At 68.8% G+C, this 18,126-nt stretch carries 15 protein-coding genes; 11 read left to right on the top strand and 4 right to left on the bottom strand.

What is annotated here, in order from left to right; all coding sequences use genetic code 11:
• Positions 1-32: 32 nt before the first annotated feature.
• Positions 33-1,010, bottom strand: coding sequence for an ABC transporter permease (locus NX1_RS14020; protein WP_068058404.1), 978 nt, complete (start codon positions 1,008-1,010; stop codon positions 33-35).
• 154 nt (positions 1,011-1,164) lie between these two features.
• On the opposite strand from NX1_RS14020, the gene NX1_RS14015 reads away from it, so the two are divergent.
• The gene (locus NX1_RS14015) at positions 1,165-2,004 is read left to right on the top strand and encodes a Cof-type HAD-IIB family hydrolase (protein ID WP_068058403.1); all 840 of its coding nucleotides are present in this window, start codon (positions 1,165-1,167) and stop codon (positions 2,002-2,004) included.
• 7 nt (positions 2,005-2,011) lie between these two features.
• On the opposite strand, the gene NX1_RS14010 is transcribed toward NX1_RS14015, so the two are convergent.
• Positions 2,012-4,276: an N-acetylmuramoyl-L-alanine amidase gene (locus NX1_RS14010; protein ID WP_245668496.1), complete on the bottom strand. Its 2,265-nt coding sequence runs from the start codon at positions 4,274-4,276 to the stop codon at positions 2,012-2,014.
• A 375-nt stretch (positions 4,277-4,651) separates the two neighbouring features.
• Here NX1_RS14010 and NX1_RS37965 point away from each other — a divergent pair, with 375 nt between their 5' ends.
• Positions 4,652-6,682 carry a SpoIID/LytB domain-containing protein gene (locus NX1_RS37965; protein ID WP_245668495.1) on the top strand — a complete coding sequence of 677 codons (2,031 nt, stop codon included), beginning with the start codon at positions 4,652-4,654 and terminating at the stop codon, positions 6,680-6,682.
• A gap of 466 nt (positions 6,683-7,148) precedes the next feature.
• Here NX1_RS37965 and NX1_RS14000 read toward each other — a convergent pair whose 3' ends face one another.
• On the bottom strand, positions 7,149-7,649 hold the full coding sequence (locus NX1_RS14000; protein WP_068058400.1) for a MarR family winged helix-turn-helix transcriptional regulator: 501 nt from the start codon (positions 7,647-7,649) through the stop codon (positions 7,149-7,151).
• A 108-nt stretch (positions 7,650-7,757) separates the two neighbouring features.
• Here NX1_RS14000 and NX1_RS13995 point away from each other — a divergent pair, with 108 nt between their 5' ends.
• The 5 genes from NX1_RS13995 to NX1_RS13975 all read left to right on the top strand — a co-directional run bounded on the left by NX1_RS13995 (position 7,758) and on the right by NX1_RS13975 (position 12,327).
• Entirely contained in the window at positions 7,758-8,813 is a 1,056-nt protein-coding gene (locus NX1_RS13995) for an EamA family transporter (RefSeq protein ID WP_084501414.1), read from the top strand.
• Positions 8,814-9,634: 821 nt separating this feature from the next.
• Positions 9,635-10,408 (top strand): MerR family transcriptional regulator, encoded by a 774-nt coding sequence (locus tag NX1_RS13990; RefSeq protein ID WP_068058513.1) that lies wholly within the window; start codon positions 9,635-9,637, stop codon positions 10,406-10,408.
• 245 nt (positions 10,409-10,653) lie between these two features.
• Positions 10,654-11,172: a hypothetical protein gene (locus NX1_RS13985; RefSeq protein ID WP_068058397.1), complete on the top strand. Its 519-nt coding sequence runs from the start codon at positions 10,654-10,656 to the stop codon at positions 11,170-11,172.
• A gap of 163 nt (positions 11,173-11,335) precedes the next feature.
• Positions 11,336-11,821, top strand: a complete 486-nt coding sequence (locus NX1_RS13980; RefSeq protein WP_068058396.1) for a hypothetical protein — start codon at positions 11,336-11,338, stop codon at positions 11,819-11,821.
• Positions 11,822-11,898: 77 nt separating this feature from the next.
• On the top strand, positions 11,899-12,327 hold the full coding sequence (locus NX1_RS13975) for a hypothetical protein (RefSeq protein ID WP_068058395.1): 429 nt from the start codon (positions 11,899-11,901) through the stop codon (positions 12,325-12,327).
• Between the two features lie 223 nt (positions 12,328-12,550).
• Here NX1_RS13975 and NX1_RS13970 read toward each other — a convergent pair whose 3' ends face one another.
• Positions 12,551-13,177 (bottom strand): TetR/AcrR family transcriptional regulator, encoded by a 627-nt coding sequence (locus tag NX1_RS13970; protein WP_084501413.1) that lies wholly within the window; start codon positions 13,175-13,177, stop codon positions 12,551-12,553.
• A gap of 109 nt (positions 13,178-13,286) precedes the next feature.
• Here NX1_RS13970 and NX1_RS13965 point away from each other — a divergent pair, with 109 nt between their 5' ends.
• The 4 genes from NX1_RS13965 (at position 13,287) to NX1_RS13950 (ending at position 18,126) form a co-directional block, all read left to right on the top strand.
• On the top strand, positions 13,287-14,009 hold the full coding sequence (locus tag NX1_RS13965; protein WP_068058394.1) for an SDR family NAD(P)-dependent oxidoreductase: 723 nt from the start codon (positions 13,287-13,289) through the stop codon (positions 14,007-14,009).
• 383 nt (positions 14,010-14,392) lie between these two features.
• Positions 14,393-15,619: a UDP-galactopyranose mutase gene (gene glf / locus NX1_RS13960; protein WP_068058391.1), complete on the top strand. Its 1,227-nt coding sequence runs from the start codon at positions 14,393-14,395 to the stop codon at positions 15,617-15,619.
• 6 nt (positions 15,620-15,625) lie between these two features.
• On the top strand, positions 15,626-17,557 hold the full coding sequence (locus NX1_RS13955) for a glycosyltransferase (protein ID WP_068058389.1): 1,932 nt from the start codon (positions 15,626-15,628) through the stop codon (positions 17,555-17,557).
• Positions 17,557-18,126: a phosphatase PAP2 family protein gene (locus tag NX1_RS13950; protein ID WP_068058388.1), complete on the top strand. Its 570-nt coding sequence runs from the start codon at positions 17,557-17,559 to the stop codon at positions 18,124-18,126. Before NX1_RS13955 ends, NX1_RS13950 begins: the two co-directional genes overlap by 1 nt.

Raw genomic sequence — 18,126 nt, 5'->3', positions numbered from 1 at the left:
GCCGGGATTCGCCGGGCGAAGTCGATCAGTGGTCATCCCACACGCACCCTGGGATCGAGAATCGCGTAGACGATGTCGGAGAGCAGGCCGGACACCAGCACGACCAGACCGGCGAACGCGGTCACCGTCACCACCACGTACAGGTCCTGGGCGTTGATCGAATCGACCAGCCACTCGCCGACGCCGTGCCAGCCGAAGATCTTCTCGGTGAAGGTCGCGCCGGTGATCAGGCCGCCGAGGCTGTAGGCGAACAGCGTGGCCATCGGGATCAGCGCGGTGCGCAGTCCGTGCTTGTAGAGCGCCTTGTTCCTGGTCAGGCCCTTGGCGCGGGCGGTGCGTATGAAATCGCTCTGCAGCACGTCGAGCATCGCGTTGCGCTGGTAGCGGCTGTAGCCCGCCATGCCGCCGAGCGCCAGCGCCGCGGTGGGCAGCACCAGATGCTGGAGCCGGTCGACCAGCTGCGGCCAGAAGCCCTCGATCGAGCTCGCCGACGTCTCGCCGGTGTAGAGGAATATCTGCGAGCCGGTCGCCGAATTGATCTCCAGCGCCCCGTATTTCAGCAGCGTGGCCAGGAGGAATATCGGGGTACTGAGAATCAACAGCGAGACGACGGTCGTGAAGTAATCACTGAATTTGTATTGCCGAATCGCGCCCGCCGCGCCGATCAGCACACCGAGCACCGTGCCGACGATCGAACCGACGATCAACAGCCGCAGGCTCACCGCGACCCGGCGCGGCAATTCCTCGCTCACCGGTTGGCCCGCGAGCGTCGTGCCGAAATCCCCGCTGGGGATACCCTTCAGCCAGGTGATATAGCGCTGCGGAATCGGATCGTCGAGATGCAATTCCTCGGCCTTGGCATCGATCACCGCCTGTGGCGGGCGGGGGTTGCGCTGTTCGAGACTGTCCAGCGGCCGAAATGTCAGCGACGCGAGGCTGAACGTCAGGAACGAAGCCAGCAGCAACAGCACGACATAATTGAGCGCGCGTCGTAGCAGGAAGCCGGTCATCAGTCCTCTGGTTCTCCGGCCGGCCGGGCCGGCGTTCGAGTGTTAGCCCCTGATCATAAGGACGACGCCGCGAACGCGCGTGCCACACTTCCGCCCGGGCATGTCCGGCGAACCCGCACCGACCGCCACCGCCCCGAGCGGGTTTTCCGGCAGGATGGAAGAGGTGACACGCCTGCACCTGCCCAAACCGAAGATGGTGGCCACCGATGTGGACGGCACCCTGATCGATCACGATGAACGAGTGACCGTCCGCACCAAGGCCGCGGTCGCCGCGCTGATCGCCGACGGGGTGCCGTTCGTGCTGGCCACCGGCAGGCCGCCACGCTGGATCGAACCGGTGGTCGACGGTCTTGGCTTCGCGCCGCTGTGCGTCTGCGGCAACGGGGCGGTGATCTACGATGCCGCCGCGGACAAGGTACTCGCGAGCCGGACTCTGGACGTGGACACGCTGAGCTGGATCGCCGATCTGGCCGAGCGCGCGCTGCCCGGCTGCGGTCTCGCCGCCGAACGCGTCGGCGCCAGCGCGCACGACGCGGCGACGCCGCAGTTCGTCAGCTCACCCGAGTACGAGCACGCCTGGCTCAACCCGGACGACACGGCCGTCGCACGGCACGAGGTGATCGACGCGCCCGCGATCAAGATGCTCATCCGGCTGCGCGGTGTGCTCAGTGGCGACATGCGCGCGGTGCTCGCGCCGCTCATCGGCGATCGCGCCGACATCACCTACTCCACCGACCACGGGCTGATCGAGGTGTCGGCGCCGGGCGTGACCAAGGCGTCCGGTCTGGCCACCGTCGCGCAGCGGCTCGGGGTGCAGCACTCGGCGATCATCGCCTTCGGCGACATGCCCAACGACGTCCCGATGCTCGAGATGGCCGGGCACGGCGTGGCCATGGCCAACGCGCACCCGGAGGCGTTGGCCGCGGCCGACGAGGTGACCGCGACCAACGCCGAGAACGGTGTCGCTCAGGTGCTCGAACGCTGGTGGGACTGAACGACTTTCAGCCGACCGGCGCGGGATCCTGCGCGACGTCGTCCTCCGGTGCCCCCTCCGGAGCCACCGGCTCGGTTGGCACGGCAGGGGCTGCCGCCGGTACGGGAGCCGGAGCGGGCGGAACCGGCGCGGCGACCTGGTTGCCCTGGTTACGGCGCATCTCCTGCTGGTAGGTCTCGTTGTAGGTCTTCCAGACCGTCGTGACGATCCCGGTGAGCTGGTTGAGGATCAGCGAGCCGTACTGGAAATCCGACCTGAGGCCGTCCGGCACCGGGTAGGCATCGGTGAGCGGCAGGCCGAGAATGCCCGCGTCGGCGCCGAGCTGGAGGAAGCGCTGCAGGATCGCGCCCATCACCTCGATGACACGGCCGTCGGGCGCGGTGTAGACGTACCCGTTGGTGAACTTCGCGTACTGCTGGCCCTGCGCGGCGGGCATCGGCTCGGACATCGCCTGACCCAGCGGGCCGTCCGGACCGCCCTTGGCCGAATAGTGCTTGGCGATGATGTTCTCGTCCACCAAGCTCATCAGCCGCGCCGTCAGCGCGGCCAGCGTCGCCAGATCGGACTCGGTGCGCTCCGGCAGGTGCGGGCGTCGCGGATTCTGCTGCGGCGCCGAGCCGCCCGCCGCGCCCGCGGCGATGTCGCGAATTCGGTCCATCAGCGCGTAGGCGGCGTCGCCTGGGCAGGCGGTGTTGCCGACGTCGCGGTGCGCGAACACGATCGGCAGGTCAACGGCCTCGCCCTCGGCATACGGGGTGTATTCGGTGCCCTCGGAGTACATCGTGGTGTGGCCCTTGGGGTCCAGGCCCGCGACCCTGGTCCGCCAGCCGATGAACTTGCCTACGGCGTTCACCGCCTGCTCCGATGGCGCCTCGGACTCGTGATTGCCCATGAGGGCCACGCCGGCGGTGTTCTCGTTGAACCCGCCCGCGTGCGCGCCCTGCACCGGGCGGTCCAGCCCGCCGTAGCGCCCCTCGAAGATTTGGCCGTACTTGTCGACCAGGGCGTTGTACCCGATGTCGCACCAGCCGAGGGTTTGGGCGTGGTAGGTGTAGATCGCGCGGACGATGCCCGCCGATTCGGCCTTGCTGTAGTCGTTGCGGCCCGCGGTGTGGTGCACGGTGACGCCGCCGAGGCCGTCGTCGTAGGTAGGTTCGTCGCAGCGAATGGATTCGTCCGCGCCCCACTGCGACCGGGTGATCACGTTCGGTCCGCCGCCGGGCAGCGCGCCCGCGACATCGGTGAGCGCGCCGTCGCTCGCGCCGCGGCCGGGATCGATCAGTACGGCGGTGAGCGACGGCGGCGTGAATTGTGCCGGATCGCCACTGTGCGGCGCGGCGGCGGGCACGGGTTGCAGCGACCCGGCCCCCGGCGCGGTACTGGAAGTTTGCGGAGCCGTAGCAGTTGATTTGCGGGTGACCAGAATCTGCACCGAATTGGTGTTCCCGACGTAGATCGGCTCGGTGCCCGCGGTGCCCTCGGCCGGTGCGCGGTCGTCGCGCCGGGTGTCGATCGGTTCGGACTCGTACCAAGGGCCCCACGTGCCGTCGGGTTGACGGGCGCGCACCATCGCGCGCGCGTCCGCGAGATCCCGCGCGGTGAGGGCGACGACGCTGAACGGCGTCTCCCGCGACAGCTCTTTGACCTGCGCGCCGACCTGGTCGAGAACCTCGGACGGTAGCGCGCCGGGGGCCAGTGCGGGCGTGTCGGGAGTGATTCCCTCCGGCAGGGCCGCCGGGTCGGAGATGAAGCGAGCCGCAGGCTTGGGCACCGGACTCGGCGTAGCGGGGGCGGGTATGGGCTGGCCCGGAATGGGCTTGGGGACGGTTTGTACTGGCAGAGACTGCGCGGGGGCAGGGGCGGCGGGTTGTCCCGGGAGCGATTGGCCGGGGATGGACCGGACGGATGCCCCTGGCGCCGCGGGGATGGTGGTGGTCGGCGCCGTGAAGCCGGGCGCGGCCTGGCCGGGGGCGAGCCGGGGAAGCGGAATCTCCTTCGGCAGCTGTACGCCCGGCGGCAGTGGCAGGCCATCCGGTATCGGGATGGAGGACGGGATCGGCAGCGTCCGTAGGTCCGATAGTCGCAGGTCGGGGAGGTCGAGGCCGGTCAGTTCCCGCAGCGGGAGGGTGATATCCGGCACCTGCGTGAGCATCACTTCGGCCAGGCGCGCAGGCACCGCGGCCAGCTCGGACTCGTTGGCCGGGCGGTAGTCGGTCGAATCGCTCTGCGTGAGTGTCGCGAGCGGAGCCGCCACCGCAAGCGTGGTCACCATCGGGAGCACGTAAGAACGTTTCGGTTTGCGGTACGGCACGAGCATCTCCAATCAGGTCGAACTGGTGATCAGGTGCGGAAATCAGGGTTGCTTCCTGATGCGTCAACGATCACACTAGTTCACATCTGTCACATGTCTAAACCTTTTGTTGAGGATTAGGATCATGTGATTGCCCGAATGTAGCTCTCGGAATGCGGCCGGCCAGAACGACATGCCGACAGGTATCCAACCGATCCGGTCCCGAAACCGTGGGAGATACGAATGCGACGCAGTCAGCAGCGCCGTCCGAGTCGGCGCCGTGTCGAAAAAGCACAGCACAGAAGGCATTTCAGGGGGCGGAACAGAATTCGACACGCCCCGATTCCGGTCCGGTCGGTGCTCGTCGCCGGATGCGCCGCCGTCCTCGGCGGCGCGGCCGCCGCGCTCTGGAGCTGGCCGGGTGAGGCGCCCGTCCGGCCGCTCGCGGCGGGCCACGGCCGGGGGATGAGCCAGGTCGGCGCCTTCGACAGCGCCGAGCAGGGCTGGCCCGCCGAACGCATACTCGAGCACTACTACCCCGGCGCGACGCTCGGGACTATCCCGCCGACCAACCTGGCCGTCCGGCTCATGGAACAGGACGGATCGACGCTCGACGCTTACGCGCAGGCCGGATTCCGGGTGGCGGGCCGGGAAGTGGCGCCGGGCCACGTCGCCCACCTCACGCCGCTGCCGAACGGCGGGGCGAACGTCGTCGTCACCGTCGGGTGCGACGGCGAAGTCCTCTGGCAGACAGCCACTTCCGATCCGTGGATTTATCCTCTCGACCCCAAGCCGAACAGGCCCGCGGCCGAACATCTCACCCTGTGCGGTGGAAACGCCTACCGAGGCTCGCTCGGCCTCGCCACCGAGAACGGGGAGTCGCGCACGATCAACCGCGTCGACGTGGAGGACTACCTGCTCGGCGTCGTCCCGGCCGAAGTCCAGGCGAACTGGGTCGAGAAGGGCGCGTCCGAGGCGCTGCGCGCGCAGGCGATCGCGGCCAGGTCCTATGCGCTCGGCGAGCACAGGTATCCGTACGCGCAGACCTGCGACACCACCGACTGCCAGGTGTATCCCGGTACGGAGAAAGAAGATTCGCGCACCGCCGCGGTCATCGCGTCCACCGCGGGCACCGTGCTGCTGCGTGACGGCCACATTCTGCGCTCGGAGTACTCCGCCGCGCCGGACGGCGGCGAACCCGCCGACATCTACGCCTTCGAGGTCGGCCCGACCCCCGCCGAACTCGCGGTGGGTCGCCCGCCGACGGACCCGCGGCCGGATCCACGCACCCGTGCCGCGACGACACCGTCGCCGATCGATCTCGAATACGAGCGCCTCGGCGGCGAGGCGAGCTCGCTGGGCGCGCCGCTCGGACCCGAGATGCTGCTGCCGCAGCGGGCGGGCACCTACCGGTTGTTCAGCAACGGCGTCATCATCGCGACACCGACACTCGGCGCGCAGGTGGTGGACTTCACGACGCTGTTGCAGCTCGTGCCCGAGCAGGTCATCGACGGGGATGCGCCGATGGGTTCCGCGCCGAAGCCCGGTGGGGCAGCAGCGCCGAACGCCGCGTCTCCGCCGATGTCGGGGGCTGCGGTGCCCTCGGGGCCTGGCGCCGGCCCTTCGGCGGCTGCGAACGTGCCGTCCGGTGGGCAGGCGGCTGGTGGACAGGCCGGCCCTGGTGCTCAGGCGGTGCCTGGCGGACAGGCCGGGCCGGGTGCTCAGGCGGTACGCGGCGGACAGGCCCTGCCTGGTCGACCGGGGGTACCCGGTGGTCAGGCGCTAGCCGGTGGTCAGGCGGTGCCCGGCGGTCAATCGTTGCCTGGTGGTGAGGCGGTGCCAGGTGGTCATGCGCTCGCCGGTGGTCAAGCGGTGCCAGGTGGACAGGCCGTGCCTGGTGTTCACGCGCTAGCCGGTGGTCAGGCGGTGCCCGGCGGTCAAGTGGTGCCCGGCGGTCAATCGTTGCCTGGTGGTGAGGCGGTGCCAGGTGGTCATGCGCTCGCCGGTGGTCAAGCGGTGCCAGGTGGACAGGCCGTGCCTGGTGGTCACGCGCTAGCCGGTGGACAGGCGGTGCCCGGTGGGCAGGCGGTGCCGGATGGTCAGGTGGCCCCTGGTGGGCCGGCGATGTCTGGTGGGCAGGCGGTGCCCGGCGGTCAAGCGGTGCCAGGTGGACAGGCCGTGCCTGGTGGGCAGGCGCTGTCCGGTGGGCAGGCGGTGCCCGGCCCGGAGGCTTCGGTGGGTGAAACCGCGCGGCCCGGTGCCGCGACGGCAGGGGGCACCGCAGCGGGAAGCGGTGGCATGGCTGCGCAGCCGGGCGTTCCGAATGGGCAGGCGCCGAAAGCGGAGCTCGCCATACCGTCGCTCGAGGAGGTATTCGGGCACCGCTGAGCGGTGGAGCGCCGCAAAGGTTTCCGGGGCGAAGAGGTAACGGATGCGGCGTTATCCCGGCGTCGGGCGCTTGCGCGTTGTCGGCGGGGCCGTGTGTCTTGTGGCCGGTTCGCGCCGGGTCGGCCGACCGCGGCCCAGTGCCCGCGCACTCGGGCGTGCCGGGTGCAGCATGATCACCGGCAGCGATCGATCGTCGGATGTTATCGCCGGTAAGCTATTGCACCGCAAGGATTTTCGATGGCGAAGAGTTGCCGTGTTGCGGCGTTCTCCGGGGCGTCGCGCCCTTGCGCGGTGTCGGCGGGCCATGTCCCTTGTGGCCGGTTCGCGCCGGGTCGGCCGACCGCGGCCCAGCGCCCGCGCGCTCGGGCGTGTGCCAGTTACGGCACGATCGCCGGCAGTGATCGGTCGTCGGATGTTGTCACCGAGATGTGTCCGCGCTGCAAGGGTTTCCGGTTGGTCTGCGCTGTCAGTCCAGTTTGGTGTCGCCCAGTGCTTCGGCCAGTCGGCGCAGCAAGGCGGTCAGTTCTTCGCGGTCCTGAGCGTCGAGGGCCTCGAGCAGGCGTTGTTCGTTGGCGATGTGCAGCGGCAGCAGTTCGTCGACGAGTTCTCTGCCCTCGGTGGTGAGGCGGACGCGGATCGAGCGCCGGTCTTCGGGGCAGGGCACTCGTTCGACCAGGCCTTTGGCCGCCAATCGGTCGATGCGGTTGGTGATGGCGCCTGAGGTGACCATCGCGGCCCGGTTCAGTGCGCCCGCGGTGAGTCCTTGCTCGCCGCCGGAGCGGCGCAAGGTCGCGAGCACGTCGAACTCCCAGAACTCCAGTCCGTGTCCGGCGAAGAAGCGCTTGAGGTCCTGCTCGAGTACTCGGGACAAGCGGGTGATCCGGCCGATGATGTGCATCGGCGAGACATCCACGTCCGGACGTTCGCGGCCCCAGTGCTCGGTGATCAGGTCGACGGCGTCGCCCATGGCGGTCTCCTCTCTGTTCTAAGAATCTCAATGTTCATCTACTTGACGATGAGACACCGACCGGAGTAGATATTTCAACGTTGAGATTATCAATGAGGAGCGACCGACATGTCCATCACCACCGCGGCACGGAACCCCTACGCGGGCACCCTCGCGCTCACCGCCCTCACGCCGATCGTCTGGGGGTCCACCTACGCCGTCACCACCGAGTTCCTGCCGCCGGACCGGCCGCTGTTCACCGCGCTGATGCGCGCGCTGCCCGCCGGGCTCGTGCTGCTCGCGCTCACCCGCGCGCTGCCGAAAGGTCTGTGGATCGGCCGCGCCGCGGCGCTCGGTGTGCTCAACATCGGCGCGTTCTTCCCGCTGCTGTTCCTCGCCGCCTACCGGCTGCCCGGCGGCGTCGCGGGCGTGCTCGGCGCGGTCGCGCCGATGTTCGCGCTGCTCTTCGCCGCCGGAGTACTGAACGAAAGGCCAACCGGCCGTAAGGTTCTCGCCGGAGTGATCGGCGTGTTCGGCGTCTCACTGGTGGTACTGCGCGCTACCGCTCAGCTCGACACCGTCGGAGTGTTCGCCGGTCTGGCAGGCGCGGGATCGATGGCGCTCGGCACAGTGCTGACCAAGAAGTGGGGACGGCCAGACGGCGTCGGCCCGCTGGCCATGACGGGCTGGCAGCTCACCGCGGGCGGCCTGTTCATCCTCCCGCTCGCCGCGCTGATCGAGGGCGCACCGCCCGCGCTGGACGCCGAGGCCCTCGGCGGTTACCTCTACCTCGGCGTGATCGGCACCGCACTGGCCTACTGGCTGTGGTTCCGCGGCATCGCGAAGGTGCCCGCGACTTCGGTGGCGTTCCTCGGACTGCTGAGCCCCGTCTCGGCGGCGGTCATCGGCTGGGTCGCATTGGCACAGGCGCTGACTCCGTTGCAGGTGCTCGGCATGGCGATCGCGCTCGGCGGCACGTTGCTGGGGCAGACCACCGTGCGGGCGAAGGTCGGCGGCGTCGAGAAAGTCGATAAGGCCGAGCGGGGCGACGAGGCGGTGATGGTCGGCGGCGTTGAGCGGGCTGGCGAAGTCGAGCAGGCCGGGACAGCGCCAGTGGGCATCCACGCCGTGATGGTCGCCGAGGTGGAGAAGGCCGGCACGGCCGAGAAGGTCGGCGCGATCTGAGGGGCGGCGCGTCGGCCGAAGTCGGGCGGGTTGGTGCGGTCGAGATGGCCGGTCGGGTCGGACGGGTTGATGCGGTCGAGATGACCGGCCTGGGTCGCGTCGGCTGGCGAAGTCGAGAAGACCGACGCAGCCCCACGGGGCAACCGCGCCGTGGTGGTCGTCGAGTTGGAGAGGGTTGACCCAGCCTCTGGAGGCAGCGAGGCCGCGGCAGGCTGGGCCGAGGAAGATCCGGCGCGGCCTGAGGGGCGGCGTGACCGCCGTGGCCGGTCGGGTCGAGCGGGCTGACGGAGTCGAGGAGGCCGGTGCAGCCCCAGGGGTAACCACGCTGTGGTGGTCGCCGAGGTGGAGAAGGTCGGCGCAGCCTGAGGGAGCAGCGAGGCGGCAGCAGTCGGTTGGGCCGAAGAAGGTCGGCGCAGCCTGAGGGCGGCGTCTTCGCCAGCCCGCTCGGCCCGGCGGCCTCTCAACCGCGCCAACCCGCTGGACCCGACCGGCCACGGCGGTCTCGAGGAGGCCGCCGCAGCCCCAGGGGCAACCACGCCGTGGCGGTCGCCGAGGTGGAGAAGGTCGGTGGGACCGAGAAAGCCGGCGCGGCTCGAGGGGCTGCGTGGCTGCCGTGGTCGGTCGGGCCGAGCGGGTTGGCGAAGTCGGGGAGGCTGCCGCGGTCGGTGGGGCGCCGAGCTCGAAATCGGGGGGTGCCCATGGACGCGGCGCGCATGCTGGTGGAGAAGGGAGCGAAGGACCAGCGCAAAGCGGGTTGACCTTGACGTAGCGTCAACTTGCAGACTGGTTTCACCGACGAGAAAAGGAAGGAGCGCCCGGTCGTGACCGCGGGCACCCGGACCGGCGAATGGTCCATCCAGGATCTGGCGAAGGCGGCCGGTACCACCAGCCGCACGCTGCGCCACTATGGGCAGCTCGGGCTGTTGCCGCCCAGCCGGATCGGCGCCAACGGGTACCGCTACTACGACCAGGACTCCCTCGTGCGGCTGCAACGCATCCTGCTGCTGCGAGAACTCGGCCTCGGCCTCCCGGTCATCGCCGAAGTGCTCGCGGGCGAGCAGGACACCGCCGCCGCGCTGCGTACGCACCTGGAACTGCTTCGGCAGGAACAGGATCGGATCCGACGCCAGATCGAATCGGTGCACACCACGCTGCAGAAGACGGAAAGAGGTGAACAACTCGTGGCAGCAGAGGTTTTCGACGGGTTCGACCACACGCAATACAAGGACGAGGTCATCGAACGCTGGGGCAAGGAAGCCTACGAGAGCAGTGACCGCTGGTGGAGTTCGCTCAGCGATCAGCAGAAGAAGGACTTCCAGCAGACCCAGCTCGACATCGCCGCCGACTACGGCCGCGCGCACGCCGCCGGGCTTCCGGCGGACAGCGAAGAGGTCGCGGCCATCACCGCCCGGCACCACGCCTGGGTCGGCGAAGGCTGGGGCGGCAAGCCGGTGACGGCCGACGCCTTCATCGGACTCGGCGAGATGTACGTCGCCGACTCGCGCTTCGCCGCCAACTACGACGTGCACGGCTCGGGGACCGCCGCGTTCGTGCGCGACGCGATGAAGGCTTACGCGGAGGCCAACCTGCGGTAGGCGTCCCTTCGCTCCCGCCGGGCAGGAGTTCTGTCCGACGGCGTCCACCGACCAGGTGTAATGCCAGCGCCCGCACGCGGATTCGCGTGCGGGCGCTTTCGCGTGCATGATGATGGGTTCGCTCGAAGCGGGAGGGGTGACGGGTGCACCCGGACCGGGCGCCGCGCTGACCGATCGCCGCGCGCGGGGCAATCCGTGCGCATACTTTGTGTGTTCGACCGATCGACTCGGAGGGACGTAAACGCATGCTCTACAGCCAGGAGAGTTCGGGTACTCGGCAGGCCGAGCCCGGGACGCTCGCGACCACGGTCGCGCTGTTCGCGGCCATCGGCGCGGCGGCGAACCTGGTCGGGCTGCTCATACTCGCCTTCGGCTTCTTCGGCGATCCGGGACACTACGACAACTCGCTCGCCGTCTCGACCGCGCTCGGCACCCTGCTGCTGGTGTTCGCGCTCGCCTACGGCTCGGTCCTGACTCTCCGCGGCGACGAGGACGGGCGTTTCACGGTGCTCGTCGCCGCAGGAGTGTGGACGGCCGTCGGCATCGCCGGACTGCTTGCCGCGCTGTTCGGCTACGAGTCCGAGTACGGCATTCACTGGGCCGAGCAAGGCGGTGTGGGGGTGGACATCGCCACGTCGACCGCGGGCTTGGCCGGCACCGTGACGGCGATGGTGCACGGCGAGTGGTTGCCGAATCTCACGGGACTGGCCCTGCCCGTGCTCATTTCGGTCCTCGCCGCCTTTTCGGCCCGTCGCTCCCGCTGAGTGATTTCTAGGAAGCCGCCGATACCGACTCGCGGTCACGCCATCGGCGACAACGGCTAGATGCCCCCGCGGTCGGACGAATTGCGGTCGAGCATCCCAACATCGGCGCGGTAGAGTTCTCGGCTGAGAGGGCGCCGCGAGCCTTCGGGGGAGGGGGATCCAGATGAATTATCCGTACGGCCCGGCGGGGTACGGCTTTCCGCCGCCCGCGCCCAGTGGCGGCACCGCGATCACGGCCGCAGTGCTGTCGACGCTCGTCGGCCTGCTCGGCTCGGTCGGCGTGGTGATCGGACTGGTCGAGGCGCTCGATCCGGACAACGAAGTGGAACCCGTCGCGTTCGTCGGCATCGGCGTCGGCGCGCTGATCGCGATGCTCTGGCTGCTCGGCGCGCTGTTGCTGTTCATGCGGCAAACGGCGGGACGCGTCATCATCATCGGGATGTCCTCGATCGCGCTGCTCGGCGCGCTCGTGCTGGTCGCCATCGGCGGCGTCGCGGGCGGTCTGCCACTCATCCTGTCCGGCACCATCTTCGGTCTCACGATCGCCAGCCCAACGGGCCGCTGGATCGCCGCCCGCCGCCAACCCGCCTACCCACCGGCATATCCGCCGGCCCCGCCCTACGGCCACCCCCCGTACCCGTACTACTGAGCCCGAACCGAATTCGATCGCCGAGCGATTCCGTCGGAGGGGCGCGGTAGGTTCCGGCCGTATCGGGAGGAGGAGCTGTGAGCGATTCCAACGATCCATCAGCAGCGCCCAGCGGTGCGACGGCGATCGCGGCGGCCGTGCTCACGCTCGTCGCGACCGCGCTGATGCTCGGCTACTACGCGATCCCGATGTCCTTGGCGAGCGTAGATCCCGAGCCTGATCCCGATATCAGTGCCACTCTCTTCCGCGTGGTCGCGCTCGTGGTCGCGGTGATCACCGCGCTCTACGGGCTCGGCGCGATCCTGCTGCTGTGCCGCAAAGAGGCAGGCCAGGTCATCGTGAACGTCATCTCTGTGTCGCTGTCGATCATCGTGATGTTCGGCGTGCTCACGGGTTCACGGCTAGCGATCCTCGGCTTCTTCCTGCACGTATCGGTCTGCTTCCTCGCCTCGGTCGATTCCACCAGCCGCTGGCTCACCATCCCGCGCCCTCCATACGCCACCTGACAATTCACATCGCTGGGCGTGCGTGCGGGACTTTCCGCCATGATCGAGCAGGCCACGAACCGCGCTGCGCGGTCGAGCCGACCGGAGGCCGGATGGTCGGCGAGTGCGTCGGCTTCGGCAAGAACTTCGATATCGACACCAGTCATGGGAGTTCGCTGCGCGACGATTCGCCGCGAAGGCGGCGAACGAGCGGTACAACCGATCGTCTGCGGAGTAGCGGCGATTACTTCTGAAGTGCCTGCATCAGTTGGGTTTCGGTGATCGGGGGGACAGGGAGGGGGTGGGCGGCGGGGGCGCGGAGGCCGTCGAGGGTGAGGGCGAGGTTGCGGCGCCAGGCGTCGGGGGCGATGTGGGCGGTGGCTTCCAGGACGCGGGTGTGCGACCAGGTGATGAAGGCGATGTCCTCGAGCACCCAGTCTGTGCGAAGGACGCCTGCTTGCTGTGCGCGCGTGATGATTTCGCGCATCACCCCGTGGCCGTACTCCTGGGCGCGTGCGACGGCGGGGCTGGGGGCGGCGCGCAGCGCGAGGTCGCTGAGCAGCCGGTCGGAAGCTTGGAGTTCGCAGACCTTTTCGACCAGGTATGCGAAGGAATCCCACGGGTCGTCGATCTCGCGCGCTTGTTCTGCGATGCGACTTCCCGCTTCCAGCCGGTCTTCGACGGCGGCGGCGATGAGGTCGTCGCGGGTGGGGAAGCGGTTGTAGAGGGTTCCGATGGCGACGCCTGCCCGTGCGGCGACCTCCTTGAGCGGGGCGTCGAGCCCGCGCTCGGTGAACACTTGCCGCGCCGCCGTCACCAGCGCGTCCCGGTTACGGCGGGCATCGCTGCGTAACGGCTTGTCGTCGGGCACGGGGCCGATCCTACAAATCTCCGCTCGGGAATATCTTGAGCATAGGTTCAAGTTAGCGTGGATGCCGGTTCAACTCGAGCAGGTACTCAAGTTAGCTAGGACGTATGAAATGACCAGAACCATCGCGATATTCGGCTACGGACCCGGCCTCGGCGTGGGCACCGCGCGGCGCTTCGGCAAGGAGGGTTTCCGGGTAGCGATCGTCGGCCGTGACGCGGAACGCGCGAACCGCAACGCCGACCGGCTCATCGCGGAAGGCATCGAGGCGGCCGCCTTCGCCGCCGACGTCACCGACGCCGGGCAACTCCAGAAAGCGATCGACGACGTCACCGCGACGATCGGCCCGATCGATGTCGCGATGCACGGCGCGGCGGCCGACCCCTCCGCCCGCACCCCGTCCACCCTCGAAGTGGACGTGGCCGCCCTGGCCGTGCCGATCGCGCTGAAGCTGCACTCACCGATCCAGCTGACCCGCGCGCTGCTGCCCGCGATGCTCGAGCGCGGCGAAGGCACGCTGCTGTTCTCCTCGGGGTCCTCGGAGCGCTACCTGCTGCCCTACCTGGCCAACTTCGGCGTCGCACTCGCCGCGCAGCGTGCCTATATCCGCCAGCTGCACGCCGAGCTCCGCGGCACCGGCGTCTACGTCGGCCTGCTCAACATCGGCGCGCTGATCGGCGACAGTAACGCCGAACGCCTGCTCGCGGAAAACCCCGAACTCGCGCCCCCCGGCATCGAAATCCCCCGCATAACCAACGCTGAACTGGGCGAACACTACTGGCGCATGTACACCCAACGCGCCCACGACGAACTCGACGTCGGCTTTCCGTCCTGACTTCGCACACCTTCCGTACCCCTCGCAGTGGTCACAACCTCTGCGAGGGGTACCGGCCGTCTGCGAAGAAGACCGCTCACGCGGCCTGCATCGCGGGCCGGTCGAGCGGCAGGTCGGCGGTGTCGTCAGGAAGAACCCCGCGGTGGGCACCAGGCTGGCTGTCGCTGGGCCAATGGCGAGTCGCTCCGGTCGGTCGATCGTTGATGCTGCGATGGACCAACGCGGCGCAACTGGACGGATGTTCAGTTCGGCTGCTCATGTAATACCGCCTTCATGGCCGCGACGTAGCCGTTTCGGCGAACAACGCGGGAAATTCCGGTTGCCACGGTCCCCGGCCGCCTTCCCCCCGGGCCGCGCGCGGACTTCCGATACTCTGGGCTCCCGTGACCGTCGCATCGTCCCCCGGTAACTCCGCCACCCCCTCCGCACAGTTCGATCTGATCGTCGTCGGCTCCGGCTTCTTCGGGCTGACCATTGCCGAACGCGCCGCCAATGTCCTGGGCAAACGTGTACTGGTGCTAGACCGCCGCTATCACATCGGCGGCAATGCCTACTCGGAGCCGGAATCGGAAACCGGGATCGAGATCCACAAGTACGGTGCGCACCTGTTCCACACCTCGAACAAGAAGGTCTGGGACTATGTCACGCAGTTCACCGAGTTCACCGGCTACCAGCACCGCGTGTTCGCGATGCACAAGGGGCAGGCCTACCAGTTCCCGATGGGCCTCGGCCTGATCTCGCAGTTCTTCGGCCGCTACTTCACCCCCGACGAGGCGCGCGCGCTGATCGCCGAGCAGGCCGCCGAGGTGGAGACCAAGGACGCGCAGAACCTCGAGGAGAAGGCCATCTCGCTGATCGGCCGCCCGCTCTACGAGGCGTTCGTCCGCGACTACACCGCCAAGCAGTGGCAGACCGATCCCAAGGAACTGCCCGCGGGCAACATCACCCGCCTCCCGGTGCGCTACAACTTCGACAACCGCTACTTCAACGACACCTTCGAGGGCCTGCCCGCCCAGGGGTACACGAAGTGGCTGGAGAACATGGCCGCCTCCGAGCTCATCGAGGTCCGGCTGGACACCGACTGGTTCGAGGTGCGCGACGAGGTGCGCGCCCAGAGCCCCGACGCCCCCGTGGTCTACACCGGTCCGCTGGATCGCTACTTCGACTACAGCGAGGGCGAACTCGGCTGGCGCACCATCGACTTCGAGACCGAAGTGCTCGAAACCGGCGACTTCCAGGGCACCTCGGTGATGAACTACAACGACGCGGACGTGCCGTACACCCGCATCATCGAGCCGCGCCACTTCCACCCCGAGCGCGAGTACCCCACCGACAAGACGGTGATCATGCGCGAGTACTCCCGCTTCGCGCAGACCGGCGACGAGCCGTACTACCCGATCAACACCCCTGAGGACCGCGCCAAGCTGCTCGCCTACCGCGAGCGCGCCAAGCAGGAAACCGCCTCGGCGAAGGTGCTTTTCGGTGGCCGCCTCGGGACCTACCAGTACCTGGACATGCACATGGCCATCGGTTCCGCGCTGAGCATGTTCGACAATGTGCTCCGACCGCATCTGGAGTCGGGCGCGCCTCTAGTGGATCAGGAGGCGTAGTCGCGAATGACCTCTTCACCGATGCTGGAAGACATGACGACCGAGACCCGCGCGAAATCGCTGCTACAGCGCATCATCCTGCCCCGGCCGGGTGAGCCACTCGACGTGCGCACCCTCTACCTGGAGGAATCGGCGACCAACGCCAAGCGCGCGCACGCGGCCACCCGCACCTCGCTGTCCATCGGCGCGGAGTCGGAGGTCTCGTTCTGCACCTACTTCAACGCGCTGCCCGCCAGCTACTGGCGCCGCTGGAGCGTGCTGACCTCGGTGGTGCTGCGGCTGGAGCTGGCCGGGCACGGCCGGGTGGACATGTACCGGTCCAAGGCCGACGGCTCCCGAATCCACGTGCAGGGCAAGGAGTTCGCCGTCGCGTCGGGCGCCGACTCGACGACGGTCGAGTTCGAGACCGACCTCGCGCCGTTCGAAGACGGCGGCTGGATCTGGTTCGACATCACCACCGACACGGCCGTCACGCTGCTCTCCGGCGGCTGGTATGCCCCGGTCGACGCGCCGGGCGACGGCAGCATCGCGGTCGGCATGCCCACCTTCAACCGGCCCACCGACGCGGTCAAGACGCTCGGCGCCCTCGGGTCCGACCCGCTGGTGCTGGAGAAGATCAAGGCCGTCATCATCCCGGACCAGGGCACCAAGAAGGTCGTCGACGAGCCCGGTTTCGCCGAGGCCGCCGCGGTGCTCGGCGACCGCCTCGCCATTCACGACCAGCCCAACCTCGGCGGCTCCGGCGGCTACAGCCGGGTCATGTACGAGGCGCTGAAGACCACCGACGCCCAGTACATCGTCTACATGGACGACGACATCGAGATCGAGCCCGACTCGATCCTGCGCGCGCTGGCCTTCTCCCGGTTCAGCAAGTCGCCGGTACTGGTCGGCGGACAGATGCTCAACCTCCAGGAGCGTTCGCACCTGCACGTCATGGGCGAGGTGGTCGACCGGAGCATCTTCATGTGGACGGCGGCCCCCAACGTCGAATACGACCACGATTTCTCCAAGTACCCGCTGCGCGACCGCGACAACTCCAAGCTGCTGCACCGGCGCATCGACGTCGACTTCAACGGCTGGTGGACCTGCGTGATCCCGCGCCAGGTCGCCGAGGAGATCGGTCAGCCGCTGCCGCTGTTCCTGAAGTGGGACGACGCCGAATACGGCCTGCGCGCCCGCGCGGCCGGCTACCCCACCGTCACCCTGCCGGGCGCGGCGGTCTGGCACATGGCGTGGAGCGACAAGGACGACGCCATCGACTGGCAGGCGTACTTCCACCTGCGCAACCGCCTGGTGGTCGCCTCGCTGCACATGCCGGGCGACGGGCGCGGCATGATCGTCAACACCGTCAAGGCCACGCTCAAGCACCTGCTCTGCCTGGAGTACTCGACCGTGGCGATCCAGAACCTCGCCATCCGCGACTTCCTCGCGGGCCCGGAGCGGCTGTTCCAGCTGCTGCCGAGCGCGCTCGGCGCGGTGCACGCGCTGCGCAAGCAGTACCCCGACGCGGTGATCCTGCCCTCCTCCACCGACCTGCCGCTGGCCAGCCACATCGGCGTCGGCGCGGTGGGCGAGCCGCCGAACCCGATCGCGAAGGTGGTCCGGCTGGCCAAGGGCCTGGTGCACAGCCTGCGGCCCGCGCACACCGAACACCACGAGACCCCGCAGCTGAACGTGCCGACGCTGGACGCGCGCTGGTTCCTGCTCTCGCAGGTCGACGGCGTCACCGTCACCACGGCCGACGGCCGCGGCGTCGTCTACCGCAAGCGCGACCCGCGCCAGGCCCTGGCTCTTTTCAAGGAGGCCATGCGGCTGCGCAAGGAACTCGCGGCCCGCTTCCCCGAGATGCAGCAGCGCTACCGCGCCGCGCACCCGCGGCTCACCAGCACCGCGGCTTGGGAGAACGCCTTCGGCATCGACCAGAACGGAACCAAATAGTGAGTGCGGTCAACCCGAGCCTCCAGGATTCGGCCACCCGGCCACCGGAGGTCGCGATCATCAACGCCGTGCAGGCGAGCATCGGCGCCAATCCGACGGTCGTCTCGGCCGCGCGCGGCATGTCGCACTTCGGCGAGCACGCGCTCGGCTGGGTCGGCATCGCGGCGGCCGGATGGTTGCTCGACAAGCCGCGGCGGCGGCAGTGGGCCGGGGTCGCGGTGGGCGCGGTCGGCGCCCACGCGGCCTCCATCGTGATCAAGCGCGTGGTCAGGCGCCCGCGGCCCAACGATCCGTCGGTGCAGGTCAACGTGGGGACGCCGAGCAAGCTGAGCTTCCCCTCCTCGCACGCCACCTCCACCACGGCGGCTGCGGTGTTGCTCGGCAGACTCACCGGGCTACCCTTGCCTGCGGTGCTCGTACCACCGATGTTGCTCTCCCGAGTCGTACTCGGGGTGCACTATCCCTCCGACGTGCTCGCCGGATCCGCGCTCGGTGCCGCGTCCGCCGCTGCCTTGCTAGCCGCCGAAAAGAGACTTGATAGTGACCGCACACGAAAAGGCCTTGGTTGA

This window comes from Nocardia xishanensis NBRC 101358 (assembly GCF_001613365.1).
GTDB lineage: Bacteria > Actinomycetota > Actinomycetes > Mycobacteriales > Mycobacteriaceae > Nocardia > Nocardia xishanensis.
The sequence above is the reverse complement of the archived record's forward strand: the minus strand, read 5'-3'. Positions and strand labels throughout refer to the sequence as shown.

Bases quoted from the DNA above. Each gene is read 5' to 3' on its own strand.
- NX1_RS14015 (WP_068058403.1), top strand. From the start codon at position 1,165: ATGGAAGAGGTGACACGCCTGCACCTGCCCAAACCGAAGATGGTGGCC.
- NX1_RS13980 (WP_068058396.1), top strand. From the start codon at position 11,336: ATGAATTATCCGTACGGCCCGGCGGGGTACGGCTTTCCGCCGCCCGCG.
- NX1_RS13955 (WP_068058389.1), top strand. From the start codon at position 15,626: ATGACCTCTTCACCGATGCTGGAAGACATGACGACCGAGACCCGCGCG.
- NX1_RS13995 (WP_084501414.1), top strand. From the start codon at position 7,758: ATGTCCATCACCACCGCGGCACGGAACCCCTACGCGGGCACCCTCGCG.
- NX1_RS13965 (WP_068058394.1), top strand. From the start codon at position 13,287: ATGACCAGAACCATCGCGATATTCGGCTACGGACCCGGCCTCGGCGTG.
- NX1_RS13985 (WP_068058397.1), top strand. From the start codon at position 10,654: ATGCTCTACAGCCAGGAGAGTTCGGGTACTCGGCAGGCCGAGCCCGGG.
- NX1_RS14010 (WP_245668496.1), bottom strand. From the start codon at position 4,276: ATGGTGACCACGCTTGCGGTGGCGGCTCCGCTCGCGACACTCACGCAG.
- NX1_RS14000 (WP_068058400.1), bottom strand. From the start codon at position 7,649: ATGGGCGACGCCGTCGACCTGATCACCGAGCACTGGGGCCGCGAACGT.
- NX1_RS14020 (WP_068058404.1), bottom strand. From the start codon at position 1,010: ATGACCGGCTTCCTGCTACGACGCGCGCTCAATTATGTCGTGCTGTTG.